This window comes from Flavihumibacter solisilvae, assembly GCF_000814475.1.
Taxonomy (GTDB): Bacteria; Bacteroidota; Bacteroidia; order Chitinophagales; family Chitinophagaceae; genus Flavihumibacter; species Flavihumibacter solisilvae.
The window spans coordinates 121,812-146,581 of record NZ_JSVC01000005.1; the positions used below are offsets into that span (position 1 = coordinate 121,812).

The window sequence follows — 24,770 nt, forward strand, 5'->3', positions numbered from 1 at the left end:
AAAAACTGCAACAAACACATACAACATGAGAATTCTATTGACCGTCTTCGCAGCATTGTTCTGCCTTTCACTTGTTTCATGTAAATATGGATTCGGAAAAAGGGTAAAAGGCAACGGAAATGTCGTGTCTACCACCAAAACTCCCGGTACTTTCAACAGCGTTGAACAGAAGGGATCATTCGATATTGAGATCAAAACCGCACCCTCCAATGAAGTATTGATTGAAGCAGAAGATAACATCTTACCGCATATCGAAACCTATGTTGATGGCAGTACACTTATTATCCGCACCAAAGAAGGGTTTAATCTTGACCCTTCACGCGACATAAAAATTGTCGTATCTGCACCATCTTACCAGCGGATCTGGTCAAACGGTTCCGGAAATATTACCGGCCAATCTGTGATCACAAATGATGAAGCACTCGAAGTGGGAACAAAAGGAAGCGGAAACGTGAACCTGAGTGTAAATGCACCTGAGATCAAAGCCCATACGTACGGTAGCGGCAATATCGAACTGACCGGCGAAACCAGGCAGGTTTTACTCGAAAGTGCAGGCAGCGGTGATCTCCGTGCGGCTGACCTGAAATCAGAAACTGCATCTATTGACATCAAGGGAAGCGGCAACGCCAGCGCCTTTGCCAGCAAAGAATTGAATGTGGATGTGAAAGGAAGCGGTGATGTCAGCTATAAAGGCAATCCCGTGATCCGCAGCGATATCAAAGGCAGCGGTAATATCAGGAAGATCGATTGATCATTCCTGTTTAAACCGGGTGAAGTACAGCTCGTATTCCACATCGTAATCAGCATACATATTGTGAATTATTGCAGGTGACCATTCTGTGAAAGAATGGAAAAACGCTTCTGCTTCGCTTGTAAGCAGCGGATGGGTTGACGAAAGCGTTTTTATGGAAACGAGTTTTCCCGTGGAAGAAATGCTGACACGCATTTTCACTTCCCCATGTGCGATCACTCCTTTCAGTGTATCGGGGATAAACAGGTTGTTTTCTGCATACAGCGAAAAATTGGTGAATGAGCCAATCGGGTAAGGGCGTTGTAAAACAGGGCATGAATTTCCCGATGGTTTTCCTTCAGTATTGAAACATTCGATCGACACCAGTTTGTTTCGCCGGTACTGTTCAATCGTAGCCTGGCTTCCATCCTTACGGAACCAGCTCCAGGTTCCGGTTAAGCTGTCATTGGTATAATTGCCTGAGCCTTGTAATCTTCCATTTTCATACCGGTGGATCCATTCGCCGTGCATCCAGTTGTTGAAATAAGCTCCCGAGTCTTTTACTGCCCCGTCCGGGTAGTAAAAAATGGCGGGTCCATGCATCCTTTGACGGATATTATTCAGGGCAAGCAATGACCCGTTTGCCGGCTCTGTAACCTGTGGCAGCCTGGTGTCCTGCTGCGACTCATGGTGCAGGACTGATCGCTTCCGGCCACCAGTATAAAAGGTCCAATCGCCGGTCATCTGGCCAAGGCTCATCTGTCCTTTCTGCAGCAGGTTTCCCTTCTCGTCGTAAAAACTCCAGGTGCTGTCTGGCAGGTTGTTGCGGTAGCTGCCGGTTACCAGTGGTTTTTTGCCGGCCTGGTAAGCAGCAAAGGCACCGTCCCTTGTACGGAGCTTCCGGTCAAGGAAAGACATCACCAAAACGAAGGATGTATCCGGTTGAAGGGCATAAAGCACCCAACGGTTGTTTTGTTGTATCACGATAGCAGGGTAGATGCCGCCTTTTTTTTGCGGTGCCAGGTGTTCATTCAATGAAAGCCAGCTGGTATCGGATTTCTGTGCTAAGGCTGGTGCGGCAATAAAAAGTGTGATAAGGATAAGTAACAGGCGCATGCGTCAAACATACAAACTGAAAGCTATCACTCGTAAAATTTTTGATGATATATCTCGCCTTTCCTGTTATAGCTCGTGAGAGATCTGAGTTTTCCACCGGCATCATAATATGCCCAGGTGCCGGACCTTTTCCCGTGATGATAACCTCCTGACATCCTCGTGCTCCCGTTTTCGGTCCATTCTTCCCAATGTCCTTCACGCAGGCCATTTTTGTAATATCCCGAATCCTTAACCGAACCATTTGGATAAAAGTTCATATACAGCCCATGATGGAGACAGGTATTGAAAGGTGGTTGATAAATTCTGGTGTCGGCGGTGCTTTCGTGTAAGTCACGGAAAGAACCAACTGAGGATGTAGCCCTTTTTATTTCTGCAGGATCTGACTGGGCCGCTTTTGCCAATGGAGTAAAGACCTGGCGGGGATGTTTTTTGACTTCCTGCCTGATGCGCAGATATTTATCGGCGTTGTAGTTCCTGATGAACATCGGGCTTCCGTTGCTGAACCATCCTTTCCATTCTCCATCCGGTAAACCGTAACGGAACCTCCCTTTGTCTTTTATGCGCATATCCTCATACCGGCCTTCATATGCACTGTTCGATCTTGTGCTCACCACTTTCTCATCAGTTAAGTATGGAGTAGATTCAGCACTATTTTCCATTTCGCTGGATGATGCGATGCCGGATTGCGCATACAGGCTAATGTTACCCATGCACAATGCCGCCATCATCGATATGATAATGGTACGTTTCATGTCTGCAAGCAATTACCACAAATTTACTTAACAATCCTGTATACCGGGTACTGCATGTGATCCGGTTCGTAGTATGGCGAGTTGCGATAGATAAAATCCAGCTGTTGCGCGCCGCTTTTAGCGAAGGCGGTGTCTGCAGCTACTTTATTTTTTAATTTTTCTTTAAGATCCGGGTGGTCGGCAAGGTACTTCTCGGCCGTATCCTCAAAGACATATGAACTGTAGCCTTCTTTTTGTCCCAGTATGGGATCGAAAAAATTCCAGCAGAAATAAGCATCCATCGCCTCCGGTTCAAGCACTTCCATGAGGAACCTGTTTCCCGGTTGGTTCATAGGGATCAGCCAGTCGCCCTTGCGGAACTGCCTTTGTTGAATGTGCTTGCTGATTTTTACAGCGCTGTTCAGGTGATGGCCTTCAAAGGCGCGTGGACTGGTCTTATAATCTTCGATGCGGTAAGACTCTACTTCGATCGTCGTATCCCTCGATAACTGGCTCATGTGAATCTTATTGGCTGCCAGCAGGTCGATCACCTTCCACCAACCCTGCGGGATGACGTAAGCTTCCGGCCGGTTTGCGTATACGGATGCCTTATAGGTGTTATAGAATTTTACTTTCTTTTCGAATGGTTTACTCCTGTCATAATAGAGGCGTGGCTGGCCGGATACCCCGCTTGGTTTTCTACCTGCTTCAAATCCTTTAAAAGTCAGCTCAGTGAAACTGTTTTTGTCGTGTTCCCATTGAAGGGGCAGCGATTCCGCAGTCTGCTGCCCGTTGAAGGCAGCCTTCCGTAACTGCTTGATCTGGGTGGCGTTTTCAGTCGCGAAGCGCACAAAACATTCCATCAGCGCATAAGTGGCATCCACCCTCTTTATATATGGCTTCAGCATGTGGGTTTCCGGAACGAACGCAAAACTATTCCACAAAGAAGCATACCCGCTGCTGTACCTTGGTCCTTCCAGGAACTCAGGCCAGCCGGATTCGGGGGTATCACTGAAGGCATTCACATAGGGCACCAGGTCATACCCCTTTTCCTTCATGAGGCGGTAAAGCCCCGGCTCAAATTCGCGGTTCATAAATTGCCCCATTTCCCCGCCAAGTTTATTGTGCTGTGACGCAATCAGAGTCATAATATGCTGGTAGTCAGCCCCGTTACTGACATGGTTATCTACAAAAATGTCGGGGTCCAGGAAACGGTAGAGCGACGCGAAACTCCTGGCTTCACGGGTATCGCATTTGATGAAGTCGCGATTCAGGTCATAATTCTGGCTGTTGCCGCGGGAACCAAAGGCCTCGGGGCCGTCCTGGTCAACCCGATAAAAATTGCTCCGGTTAAGCGCTCCGCCGATATTGTACACCGGGATAAAGGCAAGTGCTACGTTGTCGGGAAGCTTCTTCTTTCCTTCCACCAGGTCACGCAGCAGCAGCATGCTGGCATCAATGCCGTCGGGTTCACCGGGGTGGATTCCATTGTTGACCAGGATCACTACCTTTTGGCTGCGGTGCCAAAGCGCCGGGTCGTTTTTCCCGTCATTACTGAAAAGTGCCAGGTGCAGGGGAAAACCGGCATCTGATGGGCCCATGGTCACCAGGCTGAGCTGGGCCGACCGTTTGTCGAGCAGCTCATAATAACTGATCACTTCCTGGTAGGTGGCGGTTTTAACTCCGCCCGACAGTTCATATACAGTTTTCGGTAGGGGTGTTACTATTGTCCCCCGGGAAATAACGGGTTTGCCAGGAGATGCGGGTTTTTTCCTGATGGGTAAGGTCTGGCCGGCCAGGTGAGAGCTGGAGATCAGGGCAAGAACGAGCGATGCTATGAGCCTCATATGGGGTAATTTTCCTGTAAGGCGGCAATTTAGGGGAATATTCCGCCAATTCTATATTAGAACTCCCTGAATTACAGGTACAAACAAAAAAGGCCCTGTCAGCAGACAGGACCATATTCATTTACCGGAGCAGCACGCAGATTACTGAGCTACTGCCAGGTTGTTGGCGCGCTTAGCGAGCTTGCTCTTCAGGTTGGAAGCTTTGTTCTTATGGATGATTCCACGCTTAGCCAGCTTATCGATCATAGCGATAACGTTGGGCAGGCTCTCATCAACGGCTTTCTTTTCTGAAGTCGCCTTCAGATCACGGATTGCATTACGGGTGGTTTTACCGTAGTAACGGTTTCTATCACGGCGCTTTGCAGCCTGACGCACATCTTTTTTGGTAGCCTTATGATTTGCCATTCTTCAAAATTTAGGACGGCAAAGGTAATTAAAAATTGAGAAGTAAAAAGTAAAAATAAAAAAATCTTGCGGGTAAATTTTTATGGGCAGGCGGCGCCACCCCTGATCGCTCTCGCTAAAACTCAAGCCAGTTACGGCTTTACGCTCACCGAATATTGAACTGCGACACCTGCAGGCGCTAATTTGGAATTTTGACTTTTGAGTTTTGACTTTTCCCGATATTTGCATACCCAATTCCCGACCTAGTTCAAGGGTTATCAAAAGGGCTATCCATATGAAGGATTTTTCGTATATCACCAACGCCTCCCCGGCATTTATTGAGTCTCTGTACCAGGATTTTGTGAAAGACCCTAACAGTATTGACCCGGAATTCCGGAGATTTTTTGAAGGATTCGATTTTGCTATCGGCCAGTATGGCTCCAACGGCCTGGCTGCCGCCACAGAAAAAGCAGGTGTAACAACCGCTGCACCTGCAGATGTGGACATAAAAAAAGAGATCAGTGCCTACCGCCTCATTCTCGGGTACCGCAATAAAGGTCACCTGATAGCAAAAACCAATCCCATCCGGGAACGGAAGGACAGGGGTGCAAACCTTGACCTTGCATTCTTCGGCTTCACTGATGCTGATCTGGACCGTAACTTTTATGCCGGAAATATCATTGGACTGGGTGTAACCAGCCTTCGTAATATCCTGGCGTTTCTACAGCAGACCTATGCCCATCACGTGGGTATCGAGTTTAAATACATCAGCAACCAGAAGAAGGTGGATTTCCTTACCACTGAAATGGAAAAGGAGTTCGGTAAGGCGATGCCGATCGAAAAAAAACGCCGCATACTCGAAAAACTGAACCAGGGAGTGATCTTTGAAAAGTTCCTCCACACCAAATATATCGGCCAGAAAAGGTTTTCACTCGAAGGGGGTGAAACAACCATTCCCGCCCTTGATGCCATGATCAACACAGGGGGTACGCATGATGTGCAGGAAGTGGTTATCGGAATGGCTCACCGCGGCCGATTGAACATTCTTGCCAATATCCTCGGCAAGACCTACGAACATATTTTCAGCGAATTCGAGGGTACCGCGGTCATGGACCAGACCATGGGAAGCGGTGATGTGAAATACCACATGGGCTACGGCAGTGATGTGCAGACGCCAGAAGGGAAGACAGTTCACCTGAAACTGTGTCCCAACCCTTCTCACCTCGAAGCTGTTGACCCCGTTGTTGTCGGTTTCGCCCGGGCGAAAGCAGACGTCATGTACGATCGTAACTACGATAAGATCCTCCCGATCCTTATCCATGGCGATGCATCGATAGCCGGCCAGGGGATTGTTTATGAAGTACTCCAGATGAGCAACCTCGAAGGTTACTATACCGGTGGAACCATCCACTTTGTGATCAATAACCAGATCGGTTTTACAACGGATTTTGAAGAAGCCAGGAGCTCAGATTACTGTACGTCCATTGCAGCGACTGTACAGGCGCCGGTGTTACACGTGAACGGCGACGATCCGGAAGCTGTGGTGAAGTGTGCGGAGATCGCAACCCGTTACCGCCAGGAGTTCAACTCGGATATCTTTATCGATATGGTTTGTTACCGTCGCCATGGACATAACGAAGGCGATGATCCGAAATTTACTCAACCAGGACTGTACAACCTGATCGACAAGCACCAGAATCCCCGTGAAGTATATACGACCTTCCTGCTCGAAAATGGTAAGTCGGATGCACGCCAGATGGCGCAGGAAATGGAAAAGAAGTTCTGGGGCGACCTGCAGGAACGCCTTGACGAAGTAAAACAGAACCCGCTTCCCTATAAATACCAGCAACCTGAGCTTGCCTGGAAAAGCCTGCGTAAGGCAACTGAGGAAGACTTTTTGCAATCGCCAGTAACCGGCATCAGCGCTGCAGATTTCGATAAGCTTTTTGAAAGCATCATGAAATGGCCGGATGATTTCAAACCGCTCAAAAAAGTGGAAAAGATCATCCAGGATAAAATAAAATTATTCCGGGAAGAAGGCAAGATCGACTGGGCCACAGGTGAATTGCTCGCGTATGCAAGCCTGTTGCTTGACGGCAAGGATGTGCGAATGAGCGGACAGGATGTTCGCCGCGGTACCTTCAGTCATCGCCATGCCGTACTTCGCGACGAAGAAAACAATAAATCATACAACAGGTTGAGCCGTATCGATGGCGCTACCGGTAAGTTTATGATCTACAACTCGCTTTTGAGCGAATACGGGGTGCTTGGCTTTGAATATGGCTATGCCATGGCCAACCCGGACAGCCTCGTGCTGTGGGAAGCGCAATTCGGTGATTTCTGTAACGGCGCGCAGACCATGATCGATCAGTTCATCGCCGCCGGTGAGCAGAAATGGAATCGCATGAACGGTGTTGTTATGCTGCTTCCGCATGGATACGAAGGACAGGGACCTGAACACAGCTCTGCGAGGTTGGAAAGATTCCTGCAACTCTGTGCTGAACAGAATATGGTGGTAACCAATATCACTACAGCAGGCAACTTCTTCCATGCATTGCGCAGGCAGCTTACCTGGCCTTTCCGTAAGCCGATGATCAATTTCGCGCCGAAGGCTAACCTGAGGTTGCCGGAATCCTATTCGATTAAAGATGAATTCCTGCATGGCGGATTCAGGGAAGTGATTGACGATCCGTATATCAGCAACGAGAACGATGTGACGAAAGTGCTGTTCTGCAGTGGTAAGATCTATTTTGACCTTGCCGCACGCCAGCAGAAAGAGCAGCAGAAAGATGTGGCCATCATCCGCGTGGAGCAATTGTACCCGCTGCCTCAGAAGCAGCTCGATGCCCTGTACGCGAAGTATGATAAGGCAACCTGGTTCTGGGTTCAGGAAGAACCGCTCAACATGGGCGCAGCATCCTACCTTAAAATGAACCTTTCCAATATTAACTTTGGCGTGATCAGCCGGCAGCCAAGTGCATCTACCGCAACCGGTTATGCGAAAGTGCATGGCCAGGAGCAGGCAGAGATTATTGACACTGCCTTTGGAATCTGATCCGGGGGCTCCCTTTTGAATTTTGAATTTTCACTTTTGAATTTGAAACTATGATCGATATAAAAGTTCCGACAGTTGGGGAATCTATTACAGAGGTAACCCTGGTAAAATGGTTAAAACCGAATGGTGCTTACGTTCAGCGCGATGAAGTAATTGCAGAATTGGAAAGTGAAAAGGCGACATTTGAATTGAATGCCGAGCAGGCCGGTGTGTTGAATACCCGCGCCGGCGAAGGCGACACACTTAAAATAGGTGATGTGGTAGCTTCTATTGATGAAACAGCTGCTGCGCCTGCCGGCGCTTCGGCAGCTACTGCTCCAACCAACGGATCACCAGCTGCACCTGCTGCATCTGCACCCGCACCGGCTCCGGTTGCGGAAGCGAAAGCTGCAGGTAAGGGCATTATCGAAATGAAAGTGCCGACTGTTGGCGAATCGATCTCAGAAGTTACGCTCATCAAATGGCTGAAGAAAGAAGGTGATCTCGTTCAGCGCGACGAAGTACTGTGTGAACTGGAAAGCGAGAAAGCTACTTTCGAACTGAACGCTGAAGAAGCCGGCCAGCTTTCACCAATTGCAAAAGAAGGTGATGTGCTGAAGATCGGTGATATTGTGGCGAAGATCAATACTGACATAGCTGTTCCTGTCAGCTCGGGTAAAGCTGCAGCTGCTGAACAGGCAAAACCTGCTGCTGATGCCCGCCCTGCTGCCGTGAACGCACCCGTTACTGCCGCACCTAACGATCTCAAGGCAAGCCCAGTTGCGGCAGCCATTATCGCCGATAAAAAAGTAGATCCTAAAACTGTGACCCCAAGCGGTACCGGCGGCAAGATCATGAAATTGGATGTGCTGGATGCACTCAATAATCCCGGACGTAAACCCGGGGCGGAACTCTTTACCCGCAGCGAAAAACGCGAAAAAATGAGCAACCTGCGGAAGACAGTAAGCCGCAGGCTTGTGGAAGCCAAGAACACTACGGCAATGCTTACTACTTTCAACGAGGTAGACATGGGGCCGATCATGGCGATCCGAACTAAATACAAAGATAAATTCAAGGAAAGCCATGGTGTAAACCTCGGCTTCATGAGCTTCTTCACCAAAGCTGTATGTTTTGCCCTGCAGGAGTGGCCTGCTGTTAATGCATACATTGATGGCGACTCAATAGTGTATCACGACTTCTGTGATATCTCAATCGCAGTATCCGCACCGAAAGGACTTGTAGTTCCTGTAATCCGGAACGCCGAAAGCCTGGGAATGGCTGACATCGAAAAGAAAGTGGTTGAGCTGGCGACGAAAGCGCGCGACAACAAGCTGACCATGGAAGAAATGCAGGGTGGTACCTTTACCATCACCAATGGTGGTGTGTTCGGTTCATTGATGAGCACGCCGATCATTAATATCCCGCAATCTGCTATCCTCGGAATGCACAAGATCCAGGAACGCCCGATGGTGGAAAAAGGCCAGGTTGTGGTGAAGTCGATGATGTACCTCGCGCTCAGCTATGATCACCGCATTATCGATGGCCGCGAATCGGTTAGCTTCCTCGTAAGGGTGAAGGAACTGCTGGAAAACCCCGAACTCCTTTTGTTCGGTAAGGATCCCGTTAAGACACTGCTCGAAGTTTAAGTCTTCATGTTTGCAAAAGCACATTTACAGACAGCCCTTCTGCTGGTACAGGCATATAAGGGAGAGATGCCTTTTGTCCATTACGCAAAACAGTATTTCTCGTCCCACAAAAAGCATGGGTCCCGGGATCGCAGGCAGATCCTTCAACTATGCTATGCCTATTTCCGGATGGGACAGGCCTTACCTGAATGGCCAGCCGAAAAGCGCATTCTGACCGGGCTGTTTTTCTGTTCAACAGAACCCAATGCGCTGCTGCAGGCCCTGGAACCGGTATGGAATGAGCAGGCTTCGATGCCACTGGAAATGAAGTGTGAACTTGCGGGCTGCAAAATCACCGATCTTACCATATTCCCCTTTCCCGGGCAAATGAGTGATGAACCTGATCAACTGGCATTTGCAGTTTCACACCTGGTGCAACCGGATCTTTTTATTCGCATTCGCCCTGGTTTTGAAGAGTATGTTATTAAGAAACTCGACAAGCTTGGTATCAGCTACTCCATCCCGGAACCCGGGTCTGTCCGGCTTCCAAACGGCTTTTCCGTTGAAGAGCATTTCACCCTGAACCAGCAGGTTGTAATTCAGGACCTGAGTTCGCAGCGCGTCGGAAGGATCATGAGGGCGGCACATGATTACTACCAGATGGCTGAAGAATTCAGGATCTGGGACTGCTGCGCAGCAAGTGGTGGAAAAGCTATTATGGCGAAAGACATGTTCCCGTCTGCACTGCTAACGGTCAGCGATATCCGATCTTCGATCCTGGAAAATCTCCGGCGTCGTTTCAAGGAAGCCAGGATCTTTGAATTTGAAAGCCTTGTTGTAGACCTGTCGGTTGCCACTCCATTAATCCCGCGACAGGATCTGATCATCGCCGATGTACCCTGTTCCGGCAGTGGCACCTGGAGCAGGAACCCGGAAAACCTGGCTACATTCGACAAGGCAGAGATTACCAGGTATGCGGAACTCCAGCGGAAGATCATAGGCAACGCCATGCGAAAGCTCCAGCCCGGTGGCTTGCTATTGTATATCACCTGTTCCGTTTACAGGGATGAGAATGAAGAAAATGTAAATCACTTCTTAAGCAATTACCCGCTCGAATTAGTTTCACAGCAATTCATCAGTGGCTATTCAGAGAAGGCTGACAATATGTTCGCAGCTATTATGAAACACATCTAGGTACCAGCAGCCGGTTATTGGCGATATAAACCATTTGTCGACCCTACCTTATTGTTTGTCTACTATCCATTTTCAGCAGATACCGGGCTACCTGTTAATGTCTACCTTTAGGTCAGAATAGCTGCCAGTGAGTACTTCAGCTTTCTTTTTATCAGGCGAATCCCGCCATTGTATTGCCAGGCATTTAGTGTTCTGGCTGGTATACCTCAGTTATTTTTATATCCAGAGTGTAGCGCCGCGCAAGTACAGCGAATTCTTTATTGCTGACACCTGGTATTTTGCCTTCCTGAACGTATGTTGCTTCGGCCCGGTGCTTATCACAATGGTCTATGTCTCCATTTTTTTCCTTTTGCCGCGCTTCCTGATCCCAAAAAGATATGCTGTTTTCATTGCCGGTTTCTTGTTGCTGTACCTGGCGGGAACCGTAGTGAATTATTTCACGGCAGATATCTTCCTCAGCCATGTTCATTATTCCACACCAAAAGAAAACAACTTCCGCCACCGGCTCGAGTTTGGAAATTACAATACCCGGTGGGCAATGGTGATCTCGGTTGTGGCAATGGGCATCAGGTTGGAAAAATTCTATTACCTGCAACAACAGGAAAATGTGAAGATTCTTCGGAATACTTTACAGGCAGAATGGCAACTGCAGAAATCTGCTTTTCATCCCGAATTCCTCCTGGACTCACTCGGTCATATCCGGTCGCTTATCAATACATCTTCTGATGCAGCTCCATCAATGATCCTGAAAATGGCAGACCTTCTCAGTTATAGTGTTTATGAAAACGATAAAGCAAATATTCCATTGGAAAAGGAACTTGCTGAATGTGAAAACCTTCTTCAACTTCAACACAAAAAAAATAGAAGCGATAGTTTATCGATGGACATATTTGGTGATCCACAGGGCAGACAGATCATCCCCATGTCACTGCTGAAACTGGTGGAGGAAAATTTACAGCATACAGGCTCATCAATCATTGCTGTTACTGTTGAAGCTGACCAGTTACGGGTGAAATCGGTTCTTGGTGAAACAACTATTGAACTTGTGCGGCAAACCGAAGCATATGAGCATGCATGAATTCATATTCACGGAACGAAAACCGGCAAAGTATTACAGGCACCTGTGCTTCTGGCTGCTCCATTCTGCGTTCTGGCTAATATGGGCAACTGTTTTTTTCTTTGATTTCAAATCATTTATTCAATGGAGCCTGAAATCGCAGTTCCAATTCCAGGTCTTCATTGCGATTGCTTTAACCTATTCGGTGACGTACTTTATCATTCCAAAGTACTTTATGACAAAAAAATACCGCCTTTTTGCCGCGTGGATGTTTGCTGCACTTTTATTGGCGTACCTGCTGTTTATGACCAACCAGATCTTAGCGTTCGATATTTTACAACTCCCGCCGGATGAGCGGAAGATGATTGCATGGTATTTTTCCATGAATTATATTATTAACGGGCCCCCTGTATCATGTGCCATGTTCCTTACCCTGAAATTATTCAAGAATTATCACTTTAAGATGGAAGAGAAAAAGCAACTCATCCGGGAGAATTCAAAGGCCGAATTGCAACTGTTGAAAGCCCAGATCCATCCTCACTTCCTGTTCAATACTCTGAATAATATTTATTCCTTTGCGCTTGATCGCTCACCTGTTGCAGGTGAACTTGTTGACAAACTTTCCGATACGATCGGCTATATGGTGAACGATTGCCGCGAACCTCTTGTACCGCTTGATAAAGAGATCAGGATGGTCGTTGACTATGTTGAACTGGAAAAAGTTAGGTATGGCGACAGGCTTGATTTCCGGATCGAAGTGAATGGTGATGTGTCACAAAAATTTATTGCACCATTGTTGCTGATTCCCTTCGTGGAAAACAGTTTCAAGCATGGTGCAAGTATCATGCGCGGTAACCAGTGGGTCAGGATGGTACTCGATGTTGCCGGTGACATGGTTTCTTTCAGACTGGCAAATAGCAAGCCTGCCTCAGACATTCATTCAAATGGTAATTCCGGTATTGGTCTTAAGAATGTGAAGAAAAGATTGCAGCTGCTTTATCCCGGCCGGCACTCACTAGCAATTGAATCAACAGATACCGTCTTTAATGTGAAGCTTCAGCTCGCGCTGACAGCATAAACTGATTCCTATGCCTGAAAAAAGTATTACCTGTATAGTTGTGGATGATGAGCCACCTGCATTGGAAATCCTCAGGAAGTATATTGCACAGGTGCAGTCATTAAAACTGGAAGCCACTTTTACAGATGCCATAGACGCGTTCAATTTCCTACAGCAACATCCTGTTGAACTGATCTTCCTGGATATAAAAATGCCGGAACTGCTGGGTACAGACCTGGTCAGGACGCTCAAACGGGCGCCTGCTGTCATCTTCACTACGGCTTACCGGAAATATGCCGTAGAAGGGTTTGATCTTGACGCTGTGGATTACTTGCTAAAACCTGTTTCGTTTGAACGTTTCCTGAAAGCGGTTGGCAAGATCGAACCCGCCAACTCGGATTCTGTTGCTAAATCTTCCCCCCAATTCATCCAGTTGCGGACAGAACGCAAAATGGTTAAAGTCCAGCTCAGCGATATCCTGTATATCGAAAGCCTGAAAGATTACATCAAAGTGGTTACCCAAAACGCTTCGGTCGTTACAAAAGTTTCAATTTCTGCCATTGAAGCCAATCTCCCCAAAGAGCAGTTCCTCAGGATCCACCGTTCATTTATAGTGTCGCTGGATAAAATAGAATCGTTCAACCATGAACTAGTATGGATTGCCAAAACTGAACTGCCGGTTGGCCGGATGTATCGCCAGCAGGTAGAAGCAGCCCTTAATCCCCGCTAAAACTCCCCTGTGGGTCCGCTATGGGTCCACTGTTCGTATACTGTCTGTTCACTGTTTCACCGGGAAAGCATAGCGATTCAGTGAAGGCATCCCGGAGTCATCCCGGTGTCATCCCGGTATCAGAAGGTCTCTGTGGACGCTGACCTAGTTGTGGGAAAGCATTCTCATCGTAATCCCAAACCCCAGTTTGTTTCCACTTGGGTAGGGGGGCACCGGAGTTCCGTTCCCATTCAGGGTGCGTGCCTCATATTTCCAGTGAACGAGATACTTGTAAATAAGACCAACGTTCTTCGCATACACTTCATAGCTATGGGTACGGTAACCATCCTGGTCAATATCGACCGGGCTATACTCATATGCACTCTCTGCTATATCGGCCTGCAAAACGGTGACGGTGCTGTCTATTTCGACATCCCAGGGCATAAAGGGCTCATTAATGGCCTGGTAGGAATATTCCCAGGCATCGAGGTAGTCAAGCGAACTACCTGGTGTAGTGGCTATGTGCGAATTTCCCCTCCATACCTTATCCTGTGTTATCGGTAATACAAGTTTCTGGAAACGCAGGTTATTTTCAACAACCTGTACATCATTGCGGGTGGGGGTGATGAAATACGTGATATCTGATCGCCAGTCTGATTCATCAGTACTGTTCACCGGGCGCAGGTAACGGAAGATCCGCCAGCTTTTCTGACCCAGGCCATCGGTAATGATGGTATCCACCAGGTCCTTTGCCTGGTAACTTACTGTAGTGAAAGCAGTATCGTTAAAGGGAACCTTGACAAGTGAGTCAAGTTGGTAAATGGTGTACTTACCAGGTTCAAGGTTGAAATAGTCTGCCAGGTTTTCCTCTTCCAGCTTTACGGGGTCTTTACTGCAGGAACTAACCAATACCAGGGAACAAATGGTCAATAGAAAACCAGTCAGTTTTGTCATAGCGTTGTAACGATTATCAGCCTCAAATATTGCGTTGGATGATACCGCCTCCGATTACGTCATCACCCTCGTAAAAAACGGCGCTTTGTCCTGGTGCAATCCCCTTTACATCATCGTAAAACTTCACCTGAACGCCGTTATCGTGCGCGTGCAAGGTAGATAAACTTCCCTTATCCTTATACCTGATCTTTGTGGTCGCTTCCATGCCTTCGGTAACACTATCATATTTCATCCAGTTGATCCTGCTTACAATCGCTTCTGACCGGTTCAGGTCTTCCTCGTCACCCAACATAACTGTATTGGTGTCTGGGTCAATCGCGGTTACGAATACCGGCCGTCCGAGGGCAATATCAAGTCCTTTCCTTTGCCCGATCGTATAGAATGGGTAGCCCTTGTGTTTACCGAGGATCTTGCCATGTTTGTCAACGAATGCCCCGCCCATTACCCGCTCTTCAAGTCCATCGACCTTCTTTTTCAGGAATCCACGGTAGTCATTATCGGGAACAAAACAGATTTCATAGCTCTCTGCCTTCTTTGCCAGTTCCGGGTAGCCGTAATCGTGGGCCATCTGGCGGATCTCAGTCTTGCGGTATTTGCCCAGGGGCAGGAGGGTCCGGCTCAGCAGGTCCTGCTGCAGTCCCCAAAGCACATAACTCTGGTCTTTTGTTTCATCCAGTCCCTTGCTCACATAATACCGGCCGTTGGAATGCTGGCCGATATTGCCGTAGTGACCTGTCGCAATGAACTCGCATTCCATGGCATCGGCACGCTTCAGCAATGCCCGCCATTTGATATGGGTATTGCACATTACGCAGGGATTTGGGGTACGTCCTGCCAGGTATTCTTCGACAAAATTATCAATCACGAAATCACCGAACTCATCGCGGATATCGAGAACGAAATGCGGGAAGCCATGCTGGACTGCGGCCATACGCGCGTCATTGAAAGAATCCAGGTTGCAGCAACCCGTCTCCTTCTTGCTTGCGCCGGAAGTAGCGTAATCCCATGTCTTCATGGTGATTCCCACCACTTCGTAGCCTTCATTGTGCAGCATCAGGGCGGTAACGGTACTGTCAATACCCCCGCTCATAGCTACCAGCACTTTCCCCTTTCGGCTCATTTCTGTTCAGTTTAAGGGTGCAAATATACGAATGATTTGGGCGTGGTTTGTATATGCAAACGACTGGGGCCGTTTTAGGGAATCGTTAGTAAATGGTGAATAACCAGTTGATTGATAAACAACGTGTTACGATAGTAAATTCATTTTAGGTGATTTAACGGTTTTTCTGAATTGCCCTTCACCCTAAATTGCAGGATAATTTAAAACACGTAGCTAAATAATCTGTATGATCAAACTTCAGGTAATTGGAAATCTGGGAAGGGATTGTGTGACGAATAATGTGAACGGCAAGTCAGTAATGAATTTTACGGTAGCGCATACGGAGAAGTTCCGTGATGCTCAGGGTAACCAGCAGGAGAAGACGATTTGGGTGGATTGCGCATACTGGTCCGATCGTACCGCTATTGCTCCTTACCTGAAAAAGGGAACGCAGGTGTATGTTGAAGGTGCTCCCGAGGTAAGGACATATCCAAAGAATGACGGCACAACGGGCGCTTCACTGTCACTTCGCGTGCAAAGTGTACAGTTACTGGGCACCAGGCCTGATAACCAGGGTGGCGGACAGTCCTATGGTGGACAACAGTCAGGCCAGTCATACGGTGGTAACCAGTATGGGAACCAGTCGACCCAGGCCGCTCCGATCAATATGGATTCTGCTAATGATGATCTGCCCTTCTGATGGAGTCACAAATTTTCACTTACGGGCAGCTTAATGAGTTCACAATAAAAATGTTCCGCGCTATTGGCTGTTCCGATGAGGATGCAGCCCTGGCGGCGGATGTACTGTTGAGTGCTGATCTGCGGGGCGTCGACTCGCACGGAATTGCCCGTCTCAGCGGCTACGTCCGGCTCTGGGAAGCGGGCCGGGTAAATGCTGACCCGGAAATCAGCATTGTACATGAAACTCCTTCCACCGCGGTGGTGGATGGCGACAGCGGACTCGGTCTGGTAGTTGCTCCAAACGCCATGAAGATTGCCATCGAAAAGGCCCGGCAGGTGGGAACCGGGTGGGTCAGTGTGCAGAACAGCAACCACTACGGCATTGCTGCCAGGCATGCAATGATGGCCCTTGAGCATGATATGATCGGGATCAGCATGACCAATGCAAGCGCCCTGGTAGCCCCGACATTCTCGGTTGAGCGACTGCTGGGTACCAATCCCATCTGTGTGGCTATTCCCGCAGGCGAAGAGCCCGCTTTTGTTGCCGATATGGCTACTACTACAGCTGCCAATGGAAAGCTGGAGATCCTCCAGCGTAAAAAAGAAGCGGCTCCCGAAGGCTGGATCCAGGACGCATCGGGGACAGGAACAACCGATGCTCATGCGTTGAAGAATGGCGGAGCATTGCTTCCGCTTGGGGGTGACCGTGAGCATGGAAGTCATAAGGGTTATGCCCTGGGTGCCATCGTAGATATCTTCTCTGCAGTTTTGAGCGGGGCGAACTACGGCCCCTGGGTTCCTCCATTTCCTGCCTATGTTCCGATGCCAACAGGTATGCCCGGTAAAGGAATAGGACATTTCTTTGGCGCCATGCGTATCGATGCATTCCGCCCGGCATCTGACTTTAAACACCACATGGATAACTGGATCCGCAGATTCCGGTCCGCAAAAAGCATCAAAGAGGATGTTCCCGTGATCATTCCGGGCGACCCGGAACGATTCCTGGAAAAGGAAAGGGCGGAGAATGGTATCCCATTATTGCCCGCAGTAGTAGAGGATCTTCAATCGATTGCCAAAAGGTTCTCTATTCCATTCTGAATCCTGTAAATTTGCACCCGTTTGAATTGGGGTTTACCTTTTCATTTATTGACTTATTGATTTATTGACCTTTTATGAAAGTAATGAAGTTCGGGGGCACCTCCGTGGGAAAACCGGAGCGTATGCACCAGGTTGCAGACCTGATTACCAGGGATGAAGAACCGAAAATTGTAGTATTGAGCGCCCTTAGCGGAACGACCAATACGCTGGTTTCCATAGGTGAAGCATTGGCCAAAGGCGACAAGCAGGAAGCCAAAGCCATCATCGATAAACTTGAAGCGCATTACCACACTTTCATCAATGATCTGGTCAAACAGGAAAGCTCCAGGCAAAAAGCGCATGCCATCATCTCAGAGCACTTTGAATTCCTGAACATCATAACCCGCATTTCATTCAATGAAGCGCTGAACAAGGATATTCTGGCACAGGGCGAATTGATGAGCACCAAACTGTTTTCCGTTTTTCTCGGAGAAGCCGGTATTAAGCACGCTTTGTTGCCTGCGCTTGAATTCATGAGCATCGATGCGAACGACGAACCCCAGGTCAGTGCCATCAGGCAGAAACTGACCGGTATTCTGGCCGCAAACAAGGGAACAGACCTGTTCATTACCCAGGGTTATATCTGCCGGAACGCAAAAGGAGAAGTAGATAACCTCAAACGCGGCGGAAGCGATTATACTGCCTCACTGATAGCTGCGGCCATCAATGGTACCGTGTGTGAGATCTGGACCGACATCGATGGGATGCACAATAATGACCCGCGTGTCGTAGGCAAGACCGTTCCGGTTGAGCAACTGAGCTTTGAGGAAGCTGCCGAGCTCGCCTATTTTGGAGCAAAGATCCTGCATCCGACATGTATCTGGCCTGCCCAACAGGAGAAGGTTCCGGTTAAGCTGCTGAATACAATGCAACCGGAAGCTGCTGGTACAGTAATTACAAAGGAAGCCGGCTCCGTAGGTGTAAAAGCCATCGCGGCAAAAGATGGCATTATCGCCATCAACATCAAGAGCAGCCGCATGTTGCTGGCTTATGGTTTCCTCCGCAAGATCTTCGAAGTTTTCGAGAAATACCGCACACCCATCGACATGATCACGACGTCCGAAGTGGCCGTATCTGTTACGATCGACAACCCAGCATTCCTGGACGCAATCGTGAAGGAGCTCGAACCATTCGGCAGTGTGGAAGTTGATAGTGACCAGTCCATCGTTTCTGTTGTAGGAAACAATATTGCACAAACGCAGGATATTCTCAGCAAGCTGTTCGAATCCTTGAAACCTGTGCCGGTACGAATGGTAAGTTATGGTGGAAGCAGGCACAACGTTTCGCTGCTGATTGCGTCACCATACAAGACACAAACACTCCAGCTTTTGAATAAAGGACTGTTCGGATTGGATTAACGAGTTGGCGAGTAGTCGATAACTGAACAGGTCAATAAGTGAATAGGTCGCGGTGCGACCCGGTTTATTCACTTATTGACCTATTTACTTATTAACTGCAATTATTTCATCGCAGGGCCAATTACCTCTTCTTCAGTATCAGATCCTGGTTGAACAGCCACTGGTAAACATATTTCATCCAGTCTACATCGCTTTGCGTATTAATGAGGCCGAAACCGTGACCACCTTTTTCGTAGAGGTACATATCGTGCTTCACCCTGTTTTTTTCCAGGGCTTCCGCAAATACCTCACTGTTCTGCACTTTTACTGCCTTATCATCGCGCGCATGCATCAGGAAAACCGGCGGGGTATGTTTGGTTACCTGCAACTCCAGCGAAAAGAATTTTAGTTTGTCCGGCGCTGGTTCCTTACCAAGCAGCTGCTCACGGCTTCCCTTATGTGCAAATTCATCGGTAAAGCTGATGACAGGGTAGGCGAGGATCGCGAAATCGGGACGCAGGGATGTTTTTAAGGGGTTCGGGATAAAAGCCTGGTCAAAATGAACAGTTGCTGATCCGGCAAGATGTCCACCTGCGCTGAATCCCATTATTCCAACCTGCTTCGGGTTGATTTGCCATAGCTTGGCTTTCTCCCTTACGATCTGGATGGCTCGCTGCGCATCCTGCAGCGGGCCGATGGTCTTGTCCGTCATCGTTTCATCAGATGGCAGCCGGTATTTCAGAACGAATGCAGTTACACCCCATTCGTTAAGTGCTTTCGCAACAGCAGTACCTTCATGTTCTGCGGCAATAAAACGATAACCGCCACCCGGTACCACGATCACGGCTGTTCCGTTGGCTTTGTCAGCCGGTGGAAGAAATACCGTCAGGGTAGGAGTGGTTACATTGGAAATGAGGAAGCGGCCGTTACCGGCTACCTCCGATTTTTCCTGAAGTTGTGAAGGCTTGCTGTTGGGAATTGCGCCTTCATACAAGGGGATTGTTTCCTGGGACACAGCAGCGAAGGAAATTGCAGCGGACATAACGGTGAAGAGGATCTTTTTCATAGTGTATTCATTACAAACCAGGATGAAAATAAAAAACCGCCTGCAAAACAGGCGGTCTTATCGAAAAGAAGTTTGTTAAATAACCAGCATGGCATCTCCATAACTGAAGAAACGATACTTGTCCTTGATTGCTTTCCTGTAGGCTTCCATCGCCAGGTCATAACCGGCAAAAGCGCAGGTCATGATCAGCAGGCTTGTCTTGGGAAGATGGAAATTCGTAACAAGCGCGTCTGCAATGGAAAACTCGTAAGGGGGATGGATGAAGTGGTTAGTCCATCCTTCGGAAGGCTTCAGCAGTTTTTCCGCAGTAAATGAAGATTCAATAGCCCGCATGGTAGTAGTTCCAATTGAGCAGAGGCGGTGACCTGTAGTCTTTGCCTTGTTCACTATCTGGCAGGCATTGTCTTCAATACGGTAATATTCAGCGTCCATCTTGTGCTTGCTGAGGTCTTCCACTTCGATCGGACGGAAAGTTCCAAGCCCGGTATGAAGCGTTACTTCGGCGAAGCGGACACCCTTGATCTCCAGGCGCTTGATCAGCTCGCGCGAAAAGTGAAGTCCTGCAGTTGGAGCAGCAACAGCACCTTCATGTTTTGCATAAACTGTCTGAAAACGCTCTTTGTCTTCCTCGTCGGGTTTTCTCTTGATGTATTTGGGAAGTGGGGTTTCACCCAGGAATTCGAGCATCTGGCGGAATTCTTCGTCGGTACCATCCCACAGGAAACGGATCGTACGGCCGCGGCTCGTTGTATTGTCAATTACTTCTGCAACCAGTTCATCATTGTCGCCAAAATAGAGTTTGTTGCCGACACGGATCTTACGGGCCGGGTCAACGATTACATCCCAAAGGCGGTTTGGTTTGTTGAGTTCACGAAGCAGGAACACTTCGATCTTGGCGCCTGTCTTCTCTTTTCGGCCATACATTCTTGCGGGGAACACTTTGGTATTGTTCACAACGAAGACATCCTTGTCGTCGAAATATTCAAGGATATCACGGAAATTTTTGTTCTCGATATTTCCGGTCTTGCGGTGCACAACCATCATCCGGCTGTCTTCTCTTTTCTTTGCAGGGTGCTGGGCAATAAGGTTTAAAGGGAGGTCGAACTTAAACTGTGATAGCTTCATGTATTAAATGGTTTTTACAACCATCAGCCACACGACACAAACCGGGTAAAGAAGGGTCCTTCTTTGAGTGTCTTTCAAGCCCGGTCTTACGGCACCGGGTTTGTTATCATGTTACGGCATGATGTTCAAAGGCTGCGAAGGTATGGAAAAACTTTGATCTTTCAGGATTAGCCCGACTGGCGCTTATTTCCGGGGATTGCTTCCAGCAATTTCCTGGTATAGGCTGAAGCCGGTTGGCTGAAAACCGTCTCCGCCTGCCCGATTTCCTCGATCACTCCCTTGTTCATCACGAGTATACGGTCACTTATATACCGTACCACACCCAAGTCATGGGAAATGAACATGGCCGTAAAACCGAATTCGGCTTTCAGGTCGTTGACCAGGTTCAGGACCTGCGCCTGCACGCTCACGTCCAGCGCGGAAACACTCTCATCAAATACGATAAATCCCGGGTTCAGGGCGAGTGCCCTGGCTATGCCTATGCGCTGCCGCTGTCCGCCGCTGAAAGCATGCGGATAACGGTTAAAGTGGTCAGCTTTAAGATTAACCTTCTCAAGCAATTCGACAACCCTTTCCTTCCTGGCCCTTCCTGAATCGAGTACTTCGTGCACTTGCATCGCCTCCCGGATTGCTTCGCCAATAGTTAACCGCGGGTTAAGCGACGCATAGGGATCCTGGAAAACCACCTGGATCTCCTTCCTTAGCGCCTGCAACTCTTTTTTTTCCATGGTCAGCAGGTCTTTTCCGCGGTGAAGGATGCTTCCATTAGTCGCGGACTGCAGGCAAAGCAGGGTCCGTCCCAACGTTGTTTTACCACACCCCGATTCACCCACCACCCCCAGGGTCTCATTTTCAAAAATATCGAAGCTGAGGCCGTCCACTGCTTTGATGAACTTTTCCGGCTTTCCGAAGAATTTCTTTTCGGCGGGGAACCACACGCTCAGGTCGGTTACACGCAACAGGGGATTGCCCGTGATCTTACCGCCGGCCTTTTGTATGCGGTCGCCTCCAACGAAGTCACCGACATCACCCGCAACCGGCAAAGTCGACTTTGAACTGTCAGTATGAATGGGTTGTAAAACTTCATTGGGGCTTGCCTGGCTTATTTTGCCTTCCGGATCCGGTTGCCAGAAATCGCTTACTACCGGCAGCCGGCTTCCCTTGTGATGAAGAATGGGCCGGCAGGCGAGAAGGGCTTTCGTATATGGATGTTTGGGGGCATTAAACAGTCCATCGGTAGTATTTTCTTCCACGATGGTTCCGCGGTACATGACTACCACGCGATGAGCAATATCGCGGACCACGCCAAGGTCGTGTGTAATGAAGATCATTCCCATCTGCGTCTGTGCCTGTAACGAGGCCAGTAGTTCCAGCACCCCCTTCTGGACCGTTACGTCAAGAGCGGTCGTGGGCTCATCAGCTATGAGCAACCTTGGCTGGCAACAGATGGCCATTGCGATCATCACCCGCTGTTTCTGGCCGCCGCTTACTTCGTGGGGATAACGTTTGAAAAGGGACACCGGGTCTGGCAGCTGCACCTTTGCGAATAGTTCAATGGTAAGTTGTTTGGCTTCCTTCCGGGTTAATTCCGTGTGCTGCATTATCGCCTCGGCAACCTGGTCGCCGCAGGTAAATACGGGATTGAGGGAAGTCATCGGTTCCTGGAAGATCATGGCAATCTCACTACCCCGGACCTTTCGTAAATCCCTGTCGCCCATTTTCAGCAGGTCAACCGGAGTGTCGCCATTTGCGCTGAACAGCAACTCGCCCGACGGGTACACGGCTTTGTCCGCGGGAAGCAGTCTCAACAAGGATAACGCGGTTACTGATTTGCCTGAACCGGATTCACCAACCACGGCAACGATCTCGCCACGGTTTACCGTAAACGAAACATGCTCTGTGGCTGTTACCTGTTCCTTCCCGGAACGGAATGCCACACCAAGGTCCCTGATCTCGAGTAAAGGCGACACCTATAGAAAATTATTTGTTGATTTTTTTGATGTTCCGGATATACAATGACCGTTCCGGTATCGGGTAATACGCCATGCATTGCATGCAGTTCTCCTCCGTCGGTTGCGGCGACACCTCAAATGTAAACACATCGCCTTCTTTTAATCCTGCCTGCGCAAAACTGCACTTGCTAGCCACACTAAACACATTTGAAAATGTAGCGTTCCGTTTTTCGTCCGCCCACGACGCCGCAATTTTCGCTGTATCCAGGCTTCCCGATTCCAGGCCCACGACGTAATGATTGCAAAGTTCGCTGATCACCAGTTTTCCTGTTAATACCCCTTGCTCACCCGGGCTTTTTGAACTCTTGCAGGCGATCATAAAACCTGCCGCGAGGACAACACTCAATACTTTTTTCATCTTAGTAAATTTTTGTTCTGATTCACCTATTGATACTGGTATTGCTTAAATGGTTGCTTTGAAGTCTTTATTTCTTTACGTAGTTAGTCGCCGGTCAAAGTTATAGTCATCAAAGCAGTTCTAATTCTTTTTGTAAGTTCTGTTTTGCCTGTGTTTCAAACTTCTTATAAAAAAAGTCTGTTTTGAATATCCTGTCCATTGTCAAAAAGTGATGCAAAACTTTTTTACGTCCCGGATGGTACAAAAAGTCTGGGTACATAGAATATTCCATCCTTACGCTTTTGTAATAGGAAGAATAAGTTTCCCAGCCTTGTCCTAATATGGAAAGGTCAGCATCCGTAAAATAATTGGTGTCGTTGTCAGCGGATTCCAGGTGTGACTTCGTTGCTAAAATCTGCTTTTTGCAAAGCTCTATTGTATCACTGGAGACTGAAATTTGTTGTAGTCTTTTTTCAGCAAGATCACCACTCTTCTCTTCATTGTCCGATTTTAACGGATTGTAAATTATGTCGTGGTAGTAAAGCGTGAACAAAAGAGTTTCCCAGTTTTGAATTTTATGTTTTAATTCAGTCAATTGGGCCAACAAATTATCGAGGTGCTGTAAAGTATGGTAATGCCTTTTTTTACTTGTATACTGTTTTTCAATTTCAGTCCACAGTTCATTTGGCAGACGGTCATCATCCGTATACTTCGCCACAAGCGCTATGAATGTTTCTCTTAGCATACGGAAAATGATTTCAAAATCTCAAATGCCTTACCGTAAGCCCATTATTGATCAGCTGTTTCAATGAATCGATTCCGATCCTGATATGGCGCTCAACAAATTCACCTGTTACCTTCTTATCGCTTTCTTCCGTTTTCACTCCTTCGGGAATCATCGGCGAATCACTTACGAGTAAAAGGGCACCTGTAGGAATTTTATTGTAAAAGCCAACAGAGAAGATTGTGGCAGTTTCCATATCGATCGCATAGGCGCGGATCTTCTGCAGGTATTCCTTGAAGTGTTCATCGTGTTCCCACACCCTGCGGTTAGTAGTGTAGACCGTTCCTGTCCAGTAATCGACACCGTGGTCACGGATGGTGGTCGATACCGCTTTTTGTAAGGCAAACGCCGGTAGCGCCGGCACTTCAGGAGGGAAGTAGTCATTGGAAGTACCTTCCCCCCGGATCGCCGCAATAGGAAGTATAAGGTCGCCGACCTTGTTTCTTTTTTTCAATCCGCCGCACTTGCCCAGGAATAACACTGCCTTTGGCTCAATTGCGGTAAGCAGGTCCATGACTGTTGCAGCGGTTGGACTACCCATCCCAAAATTGATGATCGTGATGTCGTCGGCGGTTGCACATTGCATTGGTTTTCCCACACCGATGATCTCGGTGTTGTTCCACTTTGCAAACCAATCCACGTAATTGCTGAAGTTGGTAAGCAATATATACTTCCCGAAGTTTTCTATGGATTGCCCGGTATAACGCGGTAGCCAGTTCTGAACAATTTCTTCCTTGGTTTTCATGCGCTTTGA

At 48.2% G+C, this 24,770-nt stretch carries 22 protein-coding genes; 10 read left to right on the forward strand and 12 right to left on the reverse strand.

Annotated elements, in window-relative coordinates; all coding sequences use genetic code 11:
* The first annotated feature begins 25 nt into the window (after window positions 1–25).
* The gene (locus tag OI18_RS04865) at window positions 26–751 is read left to right on the forward strand and encodes a head GIN domain-containing protein (RefSeq protein WP_160290195.1); all 726 of its coding nucleotides are present in this window, start codon (window positions 26–28) and stop codon (window positions 749–751) included.
* Here OI18_RS04865 and OI18_RS04870 read toward each other — a convergent pair whose 3' ends face one another.
* The 4 genes from OI18_RS04870 to rpsT all read right to left on the reverse strand — a co-directional run bounded on the left by OI18_RS04870 (window position 752) and on the right by rpsT (window position 4,829).
* A complete protein-coding gene (locus OI18_RS04870) occupies window positions 752–1,846 on the reverse strand; it encodes a toxin-antitoxin system YwqK family antitoxin (protein ID WP_039137685.1) in 1,095 nt (364 codons plus the stop codon).
* 26 nt (window positions 1,847–1,872) lie between these two features.
* The gene (locus OI18_RS23625; RefSeq protein WP_052272878.1) at window positions 1,873–2,598 is read right to left on the reverse strand and encodes a toxin-antitoxin system YwqK family antitoxin; all 726 of its coding nucleotides are present in this window, start codon (window positions 2,596–2,598) and stop codon (window positions 1,873–1,875) included.
* Window positions 2,599–2,621: 23 nt separating this feature from the next.
* Window positions 2,622–4,424: a M14 family metallopeptidase gene (locus OI18_RS04880; RefSeq protein ID WP_052272879.1), complete on the reverse strand. Its 1,803-nt coding sequence runs from the start codon at window positions 4,422–4,424 to the stop codon at window positions 2,622–2,624.
* A 141-nt stretch (window positions 4,425–4,565) separates the two neighbouring features.
* Complete coding sequence (gene rpsT, locus OI18_RS04885; protein ID WP_039137687.1) at window positions 4,566–4,829, reverse strand: 30S ribosomal protein S20; 264 nt, start codon at window positions 4,827–4,829, stop codon at window positions 4,566–4,568.
* A gap of 274 nt (window positions 4,830–5,103) precedes the next feature.
* On the opposite strand from rpsT, the gene OI18_RS04890 reads away from it, so the two are divergent.
* From OI18_RS04890 to OI18_RS04915, 6 genes are all read left to right on the forward strand, one after another.
* The gene (locus OI18_RS04890) at window positions 5,104–7,863 is read left to right on the forward strand and encodes a 2-oxoglutarate dehydrogenase E1 component (RefSeq protein ID WP_039137690.1); all 2,760 of its coding nucleotides are present in this window, start codon (window positions 5,104–5,106) and stop codon (window positions 7,861–7,863) included.
* Window positions 7,864–7,913: 50 nt separating this feature from the next.
* Window positions 7,914–9,488: a 2-oxoglutarate dehydrogenase complex dihydrolipoyllysine-residue succinyltransferase gene (odhB, locus tag OI18_RS04895; RefSeq protein ID WP_039137691.1), complete on the forward strand. Its 1,575-nt coding sequence runs from the start codon at window positions 7,914–7,916 to the stop codon at window positions 9,486–9,488.
* A gap of 6 nt (window positions 9,489–9,494) precedes the next feature.
* The gene (locus OI18_RS04900; protein ID WP_039137693.1) at window positions 9,495–10,661 is read left to right on the forward strand and encodes an RsmB/NOP family class I SAM-dependent RNA methyltransferase; all 1,167 of its coding nucleotides are present in this window, start codon (window positions 9,495–9,497) and stop codon (window positions 10,659–10,661) included.
* 127 nt (window positions 10,662–10,788) lie between these two features.
* Window positions 10,789–11,739, forward strand: a complete 951-nt coding sequence (locus OI18_RS04905) for a histidine kinase (protein WP_152616732.1) — start codon at window positions 10,789–10,791, stop codon at window positions 11,737–11,739.
* Window positions 11,726–12,796, forward strand: coding sequence for a sensor histidine kinase (locus OI18_RS24375; protein ID WP_052272880.1), 1,071 nt, complete (start codon window positions 11,726–11,728; stop codon window positions 12,794–12,796). The genes OI18_RS04905 and OI18_RS24375 overlap by 14 nt, the downstream gene beginning before the upstream one ends.
* Before the next feature lie 10 nt (window positions 12,797–12,806).
* Entirely contained in the window at window positions 12,807–13,505 is a 699-nt protein-coding gene (locus OI18_RS04915; RefSeq protein WP_039137697.1) for a LytR/AlgR family response regulator transcription factor, read from the forward strand.
* Between the two features lie 144 nt (window positions 13,506–13,649).
* Here OI18_RS04915 and OI18_RS04920 read toward each other — a convergent pair whose 3' ends face one another.
* Together OI18_RS04920 and mnmA are read right to left on the reverse strand one after the other, a co-directional pair.
* On the reverse strand, window positions 13,650–14,438 hold the full coding sequence (locus OI18_RS04920; protein ID WP_039137699.1) for a hypothetical protein: 789 nt from the start codon (window positions 14,436–14,438) through the stop codon (window positions 13,650–13,652).
* A 22-nt stretch (window positions 14,439–14,460) separates the two neighbouring features.
* Window positions 14,461–15,558, reverse strand: coding sequence for a tRNA 2-thiouridine(34) synthase MnmA (gene mnmA, locus OI18_RS04925; protein WP_039137702.1), 1,098 nt, complete (start codon window positions 15,556–15,558; stop codon window positions 14,461–14,463).
* Window positions 15,559–15,784: 226 nt separating this feature from the next.
* On the opposite strand from mnmA, the gene OI18_RS04930 reads away from it, so the two are divergent.
* The 3 genes from OI18_RS04930 (at window position 15,785) to OI18_RS04940 (ending at window position 18,713) form a co-directional block, all read left to right on the forward strand.
* On the forward strand, window positions 15,785–16,237 hold the full coding sequence (locus OI18_RS04930; RefSeq protein ID WP_039137704.1) for a single-stranded DNA-binding protein: 453 nt from the start codon (window positions 15,785–15,787) through the stop codon (window positions 16,235–16,237).
* On the forward strand, window positions 16,237–17,316 hold the full coding sequence (locus OI18_RS04935) for an Ldh family oxidoreductase (RefSeq protein WP_039137705.1): 1,080 nt from the start codon (window positions 16,237–16,239) through the stop codon (window positions 17,314–17,316). The genes OI18_RS04930 and OI18_RS04935 overlap by 1 nt, the downstream gene beginning before the upstream one ends.
* A 74-nt stretch (window positions 17,317–17,390) precedes the next feature.
* On the forward strand, window positions 17,391–18,713 hold the full coding sequence (locus OI18_RS04940; protein WP_039137707.1) for an aspartate kinase: 1,323 nt from the start codon (window positions 17,391–17,393) through the stop codon (window positions 18,711–18,713).
* A 121-nt stretch (window positions 18,714–18,834) separates the two neighbouring features.
* Here the strand turns inward: OI18_RS04940 and OI18_RS04945 are convergent, their stop codons facing one another.
* The 6 genes from OI18_RS04945 to OI18_RS04970 all read right to left on the reverse strand — a co-directional run bounded on the left by OI18_RS04945 (window position 18,835) and on the right by OI18_RS04970 (window position 24,761).
* Window positions 18,835–19,758 (reverse strand): alpha/beta hydrolase, encoded by a 924-nt coding sequence (locus OI18_RS04945; RefSeq protein WP_039137709.1) that lies wholly within the window; start codon window positions 19,756–19,758, stop codon window positions 18,835–18,837.
* 75 nt (window positions 19,759–19,833) lie between these two features.
* Window positions 19,834–20,883 carry a tRNA preQ1(34) S-adenosylmethionine ribosyltransferase-isomerase QueA gene (gene queA / locus OI18_RS04950; RefSeq protein WP_039137710.1) on the reverse strand — a complete coding sequence of 350 codons (1,050 nt, stop codon included), beginning with the start codon at window positions 20,881–20,883 and terminating at the stop codon, window positions 19,834–19,836.
* Window positions 20,884–21,050: 167 nt separating this feature from the next.
* The gene (locus OI18_RS04955; RefSeq protein WP_039137711.1) at window positions 21,051–22,853 is read right to left on the reverse strand and encodes an ABC transporter ATP-binding protein; all 1,803 of its coding nucleotides are present in this window, start codon (window positions 22,851–22,853) and stop codon (window positions 21,051–21,053) included.
* Window positions 22,854–22,863: 10 nt separating this feature from the next.
* On the reverse strand, window positions 22,864–23,253 hold the full coding sequence (locus OI18_RS04960) for a hypothetical protein (protein ID WP_039137713.1): 390 nt from the start codon (window positions 23,251–23,253) through the stop codon (window positions 22,864–22,866).
* A 109-nt stretch (window positions 23,254–23,362) separates the two neighbouring features.
* On the reverse strand, window positions 23,363–23,977 hold the full coding sequence (locus OI18_RS04965) for an HD domain-containing protein (RefSeq protein WP_039137715.1): 615 nt from the start codon (window positions 23,975–23,977) through the stop codon (window positions 23,363–23,365).
* 13 nt (window positions 23,978–23,990) lie between these two features.
* A complete protein-coding gene (locus tag OI18_RS04970) occupies window positions 23,991–24,761 on the reverse strand; it encodes an AMP nucleosidase (RefSeq protein WP_039137717.1) in 771 nt (256 codons plus the stop codon).
* Window positions 24,762–24,770 lie beyond the last annotated feature (9 nt).